8 protein-coding genes are annotated in these 11,187 nt (G+C 36.4%); all 8 read left to right on the forward strand.

Annotation, left to right across the window (positions count from 1 at the left end; genetic code table 11):
* The first annotated feature begins 1,393 nt into the window (after positions 1 to 1,393).
* Entirely contained in the window at positions 1,394 to 2,278 is an 885-nt protein-coding gene (locus tag B154_RS29330) for a sensor histidine kinase (RefSeq protein ID WP_245542635.1), read from the forward strand.
* Positions 2,279 to 2,348: 70 nt separating this feature from the next.
* Positions 2,349 to 2,456, forward strand: a complete 108-nt coding sequence (locus B154_RS31945) for a HAMP domain-containing histidine kinase (protein ID WP_018616341.1) — start codon at positions 2,349 to 2,351, stop codon at positions 2,454 to 2,456.
* Between the two features lie 8 nt (positions 2,457 to 2,464).
* A complete protein-coding gene (locus tag B154_RS31580) occupies positions 2,465 to 4,432 on the forward strand; it encodes an ATP-binding protein (RefSeq protein ID WP_018616342.1) in 1,968 nt (655 codons plus the stop codon).
* A 195-nt stretch (positions 4,433 to 4,627) separates the two neighbouring features.
* Positions 4,628 to 6,613, forward strand: a complete 1,986-nt coding sequence (locus B154_RS0121030; RefSeq protein WP_018616343.1) for a tetratricopeptide repeat-containing sensor histidine kinase — start codon at positions 4,628 to 4,630, stop codon at positions 6,611 to 6,613.
* 9 nt (positions 6,614 to 6,622) lie between these two features.
* The gene (locus tag B154_RS0121035; RefSeq protein WP_018616344.1) at positions 6,623 to 8,614 is read left to right on the forward strand and encodes a tetratricopeptide repeat-containing sensor histidine kinase; all 1,992 of its coding nucleotides are present in this window, start codon (positions 6,623 to 6,625) and stop codon (positions 8,612 to 8,614) included.
* A 604-nt stretch (positions 8,615 to 9,218) separates the two neighbouring features.
* Positions 9,219 to 9,377 carry a helix-turn-helix domain-containing protein gene (locus tag B154_RS34000; protein WP_425423106.1) on the forward strand — a complete coding sequence of 53 codons (159 nt, stop codon included), beginning with the start codon at positions 9,219 to 9,221 and terminating at the stop codon, positions 9,375 to 9,377.
* Between the two features lie 41 nt (positions 9,378 to 9,418).
* Complete coding sequence (locus B154_RS0121045) at positions 9,419 to 10,666, forward strand: primase-helicase family protein (protein WP_018613788.1); 1,248 nt, start codon at positions 9,419 to 9,421, stop codon at positions 10,664 to 10,666.
* A 163-nt stretch (positions 10,667 to 10,829) separates the two neighbouring features.
* Positions 10,830 to 11,187, forward strand: a 358-nt coding sequence (locus B154_RS0121050; protein ID WP_018616345.1) for a CHC2 zinc finger domain-containing protein, incomplete at its 3' end; no start/stop codon positions are given.

An 11,187-nucleotide genomic window follows, 5' to 3' on the forward strand; every position in this document is an offset into this window, starting at 1 on the left:
TTTTAACCTAACCTAACTATTACCGCTAAAACAGTTATTATGAACTGGAAAGAAAAATTACGCAGTAATTTATTGCTGCGTAACATGATGTTCGATGTAATAGGTTTTCCTGCTTCTGCAGCCAAGAGGACATTTATTCCTTACTTTCAATATAAAATNGCGCCNTACCANAGGGATTACTACCTCTATTTCACAAGCCCGCCCAACAGTATTCGATATAAAAACGATATTTTTAATAAGCTCTATGAATATGATGGGTATGAAATTGTTCAGTATATAGAATTTCACTTTTCTGCTTATGAAAACAAAGAAGATTTTCTTCGTTTTCTGCGCTACGAAACCAACCAGAGATTAAAACTGACAGCTAACAAATCTTCTAAGCTTAAACTCGAGTCCGTTTTGGATTGGCTTGTAGAAAAACAAGAAGAACGGCTAACCCTTCAGCAAGAAGCGTTAGAAACTGGTCTTGGACAAGAGGTGCAGAAAATTGTTGAAAGGGAGGTAAGTAAAGGTAATACATTAGAGCAGCTGGATTTTGAAAGTATAGCTAAAGAACTCATCAATACTTTAACCCCACAAATAGATGTCCTTATTTCCAATGCGGAAGAGAAGATGGAAGCTATAACAGCCGCGTATGTAACAGGTAGTATCCAGCTTAATAATCATAACCACCTCGAGAAAGTTATCCAGCTTTTCTACATCATACAAAACATCTCCGCTCCAAAAGAAATTGCAAAAGGAGAGAAATTATTCAAACAATTCGGGGCCATTGATATTGCTTACTTATTACAACGCTTTGAGGCTTTTAAAAACAAGAAGATTAATACTATCCAGGGAAATATTAAAACAGCAAGTGATAACCTAAACTTTAAAAATCCTAAAGTGCAAAAGCTAAATGAAGCACTGGAAGAGTTCTTTTACACATAAAGACTTACTCTCATTAATTTGATTTTTCCATCTCGTAGAAGTAAACATATTTCTATATTAAGTTAAATTTACTTTCCCTGCTTAAAATTAATCTTAACCAGATGAAAATTACTTTTATTTACACCAATTTGTCAGCTTAGCTTTAGCGGAAGTAAGCAAATTTATTGAAAAGGTATCATGACAAGATGATATAACAAGCTCTAAAACTTTGCTTCTCAATCTTTTATTACCTTCAAAACTAACTGCTAGTTGAATCCCTCTCAGTGCTACGAGGATTAATTATACATCAAATATCAGTAAAATGTCGTTTAAAGGATTTTACTCTTTTAAAAAATAAAACAGGTTTGGACAAAACACAGGATTGAAAGATAAAAGGTAAAACATACAAGAAAGGTTTTAGAGTGTGTAGTTGGGTAATGGCACTTTTTAAAAGGGGTGGCCAACTTATTATGAAAAGTTAATACAATTGATTATCTTTTATGATCAATTCTTCTCTATGAGAAAATTTGTCTCCACGCTGGTCGCAGAAAGAACCGTAGAATTAAAACAATCCTTAGCAGAGTTAAAATCAGCCCAAGCCCAACTCATCCAATCTGAAGAAATGGCCTCACTTGGAGAGCTAACCGCAGGCATCGCTCACGAGATACAAAACTCACTAAATTTCGTCAATAACTTTTCGGAAGTCAATAAAGAACTGATTGAAGAATTAAAAAGTGAAAAGTCAAAAGTAAAAAGCGAAAGAGATGAAGAATTGGAAAATAAAATAGTTAATGATCTTTCTCAGAATCTAGAAAAGGTAACTCTTCAGGGCAAAGGTGCAGACGCCATAGTAAAAGGGATGCTGCAACATTCAAGAGCAAGTACAGGCAAAAAAGAACCAACAGATATTGATGCATTAGCAGATGAATATTTACGACAAAGTTATCATGGGGTTAGAGCCAAAGACCAAACACATTTTGACAAAAGCTTGTGTAAAATAGAAGTCATTCCACAAGACATAGGAAGGGGGTTATTAAACCTATTTAATAATGCATTATATGCTGTAACGGAAAAGAAAAAACAATTAAAGGAATCTTTTGAACCGTTAGTTTCTGTAAGTACAAAAAAATTAAACGATAAAATAGAGATAAGAGTAAAGGACAACGGAATGGGCATTCCTCAAAAAGCTGTTGACAAAATCTTTCAACCCGTTTTTACAACAAATCCAACAGGACAAGGAACTGGATTAGGACTGTCTTTACGCTATGATATTGTAAAAGGACATGGAGGAGAGATAAAAGTGGAAACGAAAGAAGGCGAAGGTGCACAGTTTATTATCCAATTAATTAATAAAACTCTTTACAATTCGTAGTATTCAATATGAAAAAGTTCTTTCTCTTTACAGCAAAACCTACAGGGCAGGAAAGGGACTTGGATTGAGCATGAGTTATGATATTATAAAAGCACATGGATGGGAATTGAGTGTGGAGACGAATGAGGGGCAAGGTGCAGAGTTTACAATTCATTTACCATTAATAAACAGACAATAAAAACCGCCGTGAAAAAGATCACTATTATTCTTTGCCTGCTTTGTCTGACAATCTCAGTAATTGCACAGACTTCATGGCAGGATAGTGTAAAAAATTTACTAGCTTCTGCAAAAGACGATACCACTAAATTTAAATTACTTTCTCCGCTTGTTACTTATTACACATATTCAAAGCCGGACTCAGCGATAATTTATGCACAAAAGCAAATTTCGATAGCAAAAAAAAATAGATCCGCTTCCTTTTTATCGGCTGCATTAACGGGGTATGGTGGTATTTTCTCAATAATTGGAAACTATCCACTTGCGATTTATTTTGAGCTGGAAGGTTTGAAAGCGGCCGAAAGCGCCAAAGATTTTTTGGCAATTGGCTGGTCCTATGACTACTTAACGTCCACTTATACAGATGCGGGAGATTTTGAGCATGCTTTTTTCTATTCCTATAAGGAAAGATCTCTCGCTGAGACACATTATAAACTATCGCGCGACAGTGCTGAAAAAAGTGCCTTTAGCTATTTATATAACACCTCATTGTATGGTTTCGCTATAATTTTTGATAAATTAAATCAGCCGGATTCTGCACTTAAGTATATGCAAATAATAAATGGGCGCGATGCACATCAATATGGATGGATAGACTCGACCCGTTTTCATTTGTTTGGCAATATTTTTTTTAAAAAAGGCGATTATTTGAATGCACTGAAATATTACAGAGACGGATACAAGTTCGCAGCTGAATCGCACATTAATAATGAAATCATGTCAAATTGTAACGGTATTGCGAAAACATTCTGGAAGAACGCTCAGACTGATTCAAGTATTTATTATGCTAATAAGGTTCTTGAAGCGAGTCAGCATGCACAATATCCTCTTGCAAAACTTGAAGCACTTGATTTGTTGGCAGAGATATATAAATCAAAGGGCGAGTGCGATAGTGCGGTTAAGTATCTGAATCTCACTCTTACAACGAAAGACAACCTGTTTAGCCAACAAAAAGTAATACAGACGCAAAGTATGACCTTCAATGAGCAATTAAGGCAACAGGACATACTGGACGCACAAGAAAAGTATTGGAACAAGATAAAGACATACATATTGATTGGCGGAATTGCTGCGCTTCTTTTAATTACATCACTTCTTTTGACAAACAATATGCACAAGCAAAAAGCAAAAGTGCAAATTGAAAAAGCTTATGACGATTTAAAATCTACCCAAGCCCAACTCATCCAATTCGAAAAAATGGCTTCGCTAGGAAAATTAACTGCTGGGATTGCACATGAAATACAAAACCCTTTGAATTTTGTGAATAACTTTTCCGATGTAAATACTGAACTAATTGCAGAATTACAAACTGAACTAAAAGGCGGTAATATTGAAGAAGCTTTTGCAATATCAAATGATTTAAAAGAAAATGAACAAAAAATAAATCATCATGGCAAACGTGCCGATGCAACTGTAAAAGGCATGCTGCAACATTCAAGAGCGAGTACAGGGAAAAAAGAACCAACAGATATTAATGCTTTGTCAGATGAATATTTGCGATTAAGTTATCATGGACTAAGAGCCAAAGACAAATCATTTAATGCAACAATTGAAACACATTTCGATGAAAGCATTGGCAAAATAGAAGTTGTTCCACAGGATATAGGGAGGGTATTATTGAACTTATTCAATAATGCGTTTTATGCAGTTTCAGAAAAGAAAAAACAACTGGGTGGAACATTTGAACCAACAGTTGAAGTATATACCAAAAGAGAAAATGATAAGGTAATTGTTGCAGTCAGGGATAATGGTGTTGGCATTCCAACAAAAATAGTTGATAAGATCTTTCAACCCTTCTTTACAACAAAACCTACAGGGCAGGGAACGGGATTGGGTTTGTCATTGAGTTATGATATTGTAAAAGCACATGGCGGAGAATTAAAGGTGCATAGTAAGGAAGGTGAAGGAAGTGAGTTTACTATTTACTTGCTGGGGTAATTGCTCTGGTTAGGAGCGGGGCTTAGACGTTCTTTACAACCAAACCAACAGCACAGGGAACGGGATTAGGCTAACTAAGCTATGAAATTATTAAAGGACACTAGCAAAAATTGAAGTAGAAACTAAAGTAGGGGAAGGGGCACAATTTATTGTCCGAATTCCCTAATAAATTATGTAAAATATACAATTTTCAATATGCAAAGGTTATTAATCCTGATCTTTTTTATTTCTTCTATAGCAAATGCTCAGAACAACGAGTTATTCAAAAGGAACGTTGATAGTCTAAAGAAAGAGCTCGCGAAAGCAAAACGCGATTCAGCTAAATTGAATTTATACATCCAAATTATTGGATTTTACGCATATACCGTACCTGATTCAGCAGTAAGTTACGTGCAACAGGAAATATCGTTTGCAAAGCAAATAAAATCAGATTCTACTTTAGCCTCAGCATTGGCTGTTTACGGAGCTGTTTTAAACCTATCTGGTAACTATCCTGAAGCAATTAATTATGGCCTTCAGGCTTTAAAAATAGCTGAGCGGTTAAGAAATCCCCTTGTTCTGGCTTTTGTTTACGATTGGCTAGGTGCGACTTATAATGCTGCAGGTGATTATAATCGTGCAATATTTTACTGTTTAAAAGCAAAATCTACTTTTGAGCGATCTATTCCAGCTTCTGCTTACAAAAACAGGGATACCGCCGATAGATATCTTGGGTTAATGATCGATATTCCATTAATATACGATAAATTCAACAAGATTGATTCGGCATTAAAATATATAAAAATTGTAGATGATTTTTATATAAAAACTTATGGGAGCCGGAAGTGGCCTCCGCTTTTTTATTTATTTGGTAATTACTATTTTAAGAAAAAACAATATGTTTCCGCGTTACAATATTATCGGGAAGGTATTGCTAATTCTGGTCCGAATACTAATATGATGGACAACTATAATGGTGTTGCTAAAGTTTTATGGAAGCAGAATAAGACAGACTCTGCTGTTTATTATTCAAAAAAGGTAATAGAGGATAGTAAATTACAAAAATATCCTATTGCTCAGCTCGAAGCGTTGAATATGTTAGCTGAAGTTTACAAATCAAGGTATAATCCCGACAGCCTGGCTAAGTATTTAAGCCTTATTCTCGCTGTAAAAGATAGTTTGTATAACCAACAGAAAGTGATGCAATTGCAGAGCATGACTTTTAACGAGCAATTGCGCCAACAAGATATTATTGCACAACAGAAACAGTTCAAAACTAAAATAAGAACACTAATACTTACGGCAGGACTCATTGTTTTGTTGATAGTTACTTGTATTATGTTTCTCGCCAATCGAAATAAACAGAAAGCATATAGTTTATTGCAAAAACAGAAGGTGAAAACTGAGAACGCCTTAGAGAAACTTAAATCCACACAGGCACTCCTGATTCAAAACGAAAAGATGGCCTCCCTTGGTGAGCTAACAGCAGGGATTGCACATGAAATCCAAAACCCGTTAAACTTCGTCAATAATTTTTCTGAAGTAAGCAGCGACCTGGTCGATGAAATAGAGGTAGCGCTGCAAAAAGATGATAAGGGAGAAGCCATTGCAATAGCTTCAGACATTAAAGAAAATCTTCAAAAAATAAACCATCATGGCAGACGAGCTGATGCTATTGTAAAAGGTATGCTGCAACATTCGAGAGCAAGTACAGGCAAGAAAGAGCCAACAGGCATTAATGCTTTAGCAGATGAATATCTTCGATTAAGTTATCATGGTTTTAGAGCGAAGGACAAATCTTTCAATGCAACAATTGAAAAACATCTTGATGAAAGTATCGGTAAAATAAATATTGTTCCTCAGGATATTGGAAGAGTACTTCTAAATTTATTTAATAACGCTTTTTACGCAGTAACAGAAAGGAGGAAAACATCAGCCGAAGGATATGAGCCAACAGTTTCAGTAAGCACAAAAACAGAAAATGATAAGGTAATTATTACCGTCGGGGATAACGGTATCGGAGTTCCTAAAAAAGTTGTTGACAAAATATTCCAACCCTTCTTCACTACAAAACCTACGGGGCAAGGGACAGGATTAGGATTGTCTCTAGGCTATGATATTATAAAAGCGCATGGAGGTGACATAAGTGTGGATACGAAGGAAGGTGAAGGGAGTGAGTTTATTATTCACTTACCAAATTGATATCATGAAATGATAAAGGCTTCTACCATAATACTTCTGCTTGCGTTTGTTGGAACCATCGGCTTTGCGCAGGTTGGCGGAACAGACCAGCTAAGGGATAGTTTGAAGCATAAACTGGCAATTGCCAAAGATGATACTAGCCGTGTGTTGATCATGGTAGATATAGCCAATGCCTACTATGTAAACAGTTCTGATAGCATTAGCAAATACGGAAACCAGGCACTTGCATTGGCACAGCGAATACGATTTTCCAGGGGAGAAGCAAGCGCATTAACTGCTTTAGGCGTTTGTCTGCAAACGGAAGGTGATTATCCAAAATCATTGGAGTACGTGTACAAAGGTCTGCATATTGCTGAAAAAAAGAATTATGTTTTTGAAACAGCAGTTTGTTATGCATGGATTGGAGGCGCATACTGGTTTTTAGCAGACTATTCAAAGGCAGTAGATTTTTATAATAAATCCCAGCACTTATTTGAAACTATTATCAATAGACCCAGGGTTCGGGATTGGATGTTGCTTAACATCTTAGACATTGGTCAGTCTTATCTTGATTGGAACCGCCTGGACTCTGCGTATCGTTACTTGTCTGAACATTATAAGGCAACATTACATGATGTGTTCTGGCACCCGGTAGCATTATACTCGTTAGGCGATTGCCTGTTTAAACAGGGTAATCGTGACACAGCATTTGATTTTTTGCGGGAAAGCATTGCGGGAGCAGCCATCAACGACGATTACTTTACACAAGCTGAAGCCTATGCTGTGATATCCAGGTTTTTTAAAACGACACAACAGCCGGACTTTTCTATTTATTATGCAAAGAAAGGACTTACAGCAGCAAATGCAATGGCGTATGAGTTTGGAGTATACAAGAACAGCAAATTGCTGGCAGAAGAATATGAGCAATTAAACGTACAGGAAGCACTTCATTACCGGAAAGTCTTCGATAGTGTAAATGAGAGTATGTATGGAGCAAAGAAAGTGCAGGACCTGCAAAAAACATTAGCGGAAGAACAGCAGCGACAACAGCAAATCCAGGAAGAGCAAATTGAAAAAGAAAGCCGCCTAAAACAATATGAATTTATCACTGGTTTAGGTATCATGATTTTGATAGCATTTATCCTTTACAAGAATAACTTGCAAAAAAAGCAAGCGAACGTTTTGCTGCAACACCAAAAAGAAAAACTAGAGAGTACGTTGCAGGAATTAAAATCCACCCAGGCCCAACTTATCCAGTCTGAAAAGATGGCTTCGCTCGGAGAACTTACTGCGGGCATTGCACACGAAATACAGAACCCGTTAAACTTTGTCAATAACTTTTCAGAAGTAAATACTGAACTGATAGAAGAATTAAAAAGTCAAAAGTCAAAAGTGACAAGTGAGAGAGATGAAGAACTTGAATTTGATTTGCTGAATGACATTAAAGAAAACGAACAAAAAATAAACTATCATGGCAAACGAGCCGATGCTATTGTAAAAGGTATGCTGCAACATTCTCGCACCATTACTGGACAAAAAGAGCCAACTGACATAAATGCTTTAGCAGATGAATATTTACGACTAAGTTATCATGGATTTAGAGCAAAAGACAAATCTTTCAATGCAACAATTGAAACACATTTTGATGAAAGTATAGGAAAGATAGAGGTTGTTCCACAGGATGTTGGAAGAATTTTATTAAACCTATTCAACAATGCTTTTTATGCGGTAAATGAAAAAAAGAAACAGCTAAATGGAACGTTTGAACCGTTAGTTTTAGTTACCACAAAAAGATCAGGTGAAGAAGTACAAATTCGGGTAAGAGACAACGGAACAGGCATTCCGCAAAAAGTAGTTGATAAAATTTTTCAACCCTTTTTTACGACTAAACCAACAGGACAGGGAACAGGATTGGGACTATCATTGAGTTATGATATTATTAAAGCGCTCGGAGGGGAATTGTCAGTTCAAACACAGGAACATGACTTCTCCGCATTTACCGTTTCACTACCCATTAGATAGAATAGGGAAAAATATCGAAAAAGATACAATAAACAAAGCGCTTCTTTTATAAACTAGATCTTCATGACACTTGCATTGAAAACGTTCTTTCATGATTATGAAAAGGCCGAATAAGAATGTCTAATAATAAGTTGAATCATCAGTTGAATTTATGTTCATCTCACACACCCTCACCACTACAAATATTTGAAGAAGCTTGATATAAATTGGTAGGCTAAAAACGAAAAAAGGCAGTAAACACTGAGTTTTACTAGACTTCTACCACAAAATCCTCATCTATGTCGTCGTGATGCCTATAGAGTAAGTCGAGCTTTACAGTTCTTCAACTTAATACTTTGTCCGCTACTTATTTTAGTACAAACATACACGTCTTAGCCAATCTAACCTCTTCTAAATCAATCCTAAAAAATCCCCTACCAATCCATCATTGATTTCTTAAGTTTTCTTAATCAGATTTACGTCCATAAAACAAAAACATATGGACACTTTATTTATCCCAACTGAAAACGACATTAAGAGCTGGATCCGGGAAGCGGTGAACGAAAGTCTCAGCGTATCTGTTGCACAAAATGATAAGTCTGCTAATCTGGCGCAGTAACCACTTATAAGCAGGAAAGATGTAGGCCGGTTCTTAGGCATCTCCATGGTTACTCTTAACGACTGGATGAAGAAAGGTTTGCCTAACCATAAGGTAAACGGTAGAGTTTACTTCCAAAGGTCAGAAGTGCTGGAGTATGTAAAAACAAGCCGACGGAAGTTGTAATACCTACAGAAGACTTTTTTAATTGTAATAAATCAGCAAGTATGAACGGCATTGTAGAGAATGAACAGGAGCAGGAATACTTACGTATAGGTACAACCTATTATAGAAAAATAAGAAAACCACTAGCTTCAGGTGATGTTACAGAGTTGTTGTTGCCATGGTCAGTAGAATGTATTAAGCAGGACTATGGAAAAGCTTTTTTATCTGCTATTCCGCGTTATAAGGGTTTTTGCCTTGTTCCCAATCACTTGGAATACAAAAGGGAAATTGATAACTTTTATAACCAGTACTACCCTTTTCCTCATGAGCCTCGTCCGGGTTACCCCAAACATACCCTTGTTTTTTTAAATCACATCTTTGGCGAACAGCTGGATCTGGGTTTGGATTACTTGAAAGTTTTACTGCTGCATCCTGTACAGATACTTCCTATCCTATGCCTGGTAAGTACAGAGCGAAATACAGGCAAGACAACTTTTTTAAATTTTCTAAAAGCTATCTACGGTTCCAACATGACCATCAATAGCAATGAGGATTTCAGAAGCAACTTCAATGCAGAATGGGCACATAAACTAATAATTGGTGTTGATGAAACTTTCCTTGACCGTAAAGAAGACTCCGAACGTATCAAAAATCTAAGTACTTCCCGTTATTATAAGATAGAAGCCAAGGGCCAGGACAGGCAGGAAATTGAATTTTTCGGCAAGTTCATCCTATGCTCCAACAATGAAGACAACTTTATCATGATTGATGCAAAGGAAATCAGGTATTGGATAAGAAGGCTGTCTACATTGCAAGCACCTAACAATAAACTGTTGGCTGAGCTGGAAGCTGAAATTCCTGTTTTTATTCATTATTTACTTAACCGCCCGTTTACTACAAAATGCGCTACCCGGATGTGGTTCACACCTGAGCAAATCGCTACAAGCGCCTTAAAACGACTAAAGAAGTACAACCGAAACAAACTCGAAGTAGAGATGGCTCAAATCCTGCTAACCATTGTTGACCAGAAGGAATTATGTGAACTATGCTTCTGTTTATCCGATATGCAGGAGTGGTTGCAGAAAAAGGGTTTTAGATGCTATGACAGCAACAGCATCAAAAAAGTACTTCAAGACACCTGGAAACTTGTTCCTTCTGAAAACTCAAATTCCTATACACAATACCGCTTCGGTAGTGACGGAAGTATATACGAATACAACTACAAGGGAAGGTATTATAAGCTGTCACAAAAAGAGGTTATAAACCTTCATTTTTCTGATGATTTTGATGACAGGAGTATAAGTATTTGAAGCTAAATAAGTTATGATCATCAGAAACGTCATCAACATTTCATCAGAAAAAACACTTTGATGAAAGCTCTTATCCTCCTGATGAAAAAAAGATGAAGTGATAAGTAATTAAAAATCAAATAGTAAGAGTGCGTTTCATCAAAATCATCAAAAAATCAAGCATATGGCCACCCATTTTTTTTCCTACGAGGAATTGAGGCAAACAGATATTGTAGAGTACCTGGAGAAATTAGGTTACCAGCCACAAAAAATCACCAACAATGACTACTGGTACTTGTCACCATTAAGAGATGAAAAAGAAGCCTCTTTTAAGGTGAACCGAAAATTAAATGCATGGTTTGATCATGGTTCAGGNAANGGTGGAAACTTTATAGATTTTGGAGTTNTATACNATAAATGCAGTTTTGAACAACTTATTGAAAAGATAGAAAACTTTTTTTCTTTTCATCCGGGAAACGTACCGGTTCAACCGCCTCTTATCAACACTCAAGAAGCCAAGGAGGCACTTGAACCTAAAATAA

Source organism: Segetibacter koreensis DSM 18137 (genome assembly GCF_000374045.1).
GTDB classification, from domain to species: domain Bacteria; phylum Bacteroidota; class Bacteroidia; order Chitinophagales; family Chitinophagaceae; genus Segetibacter; species Segetibacter koreensis.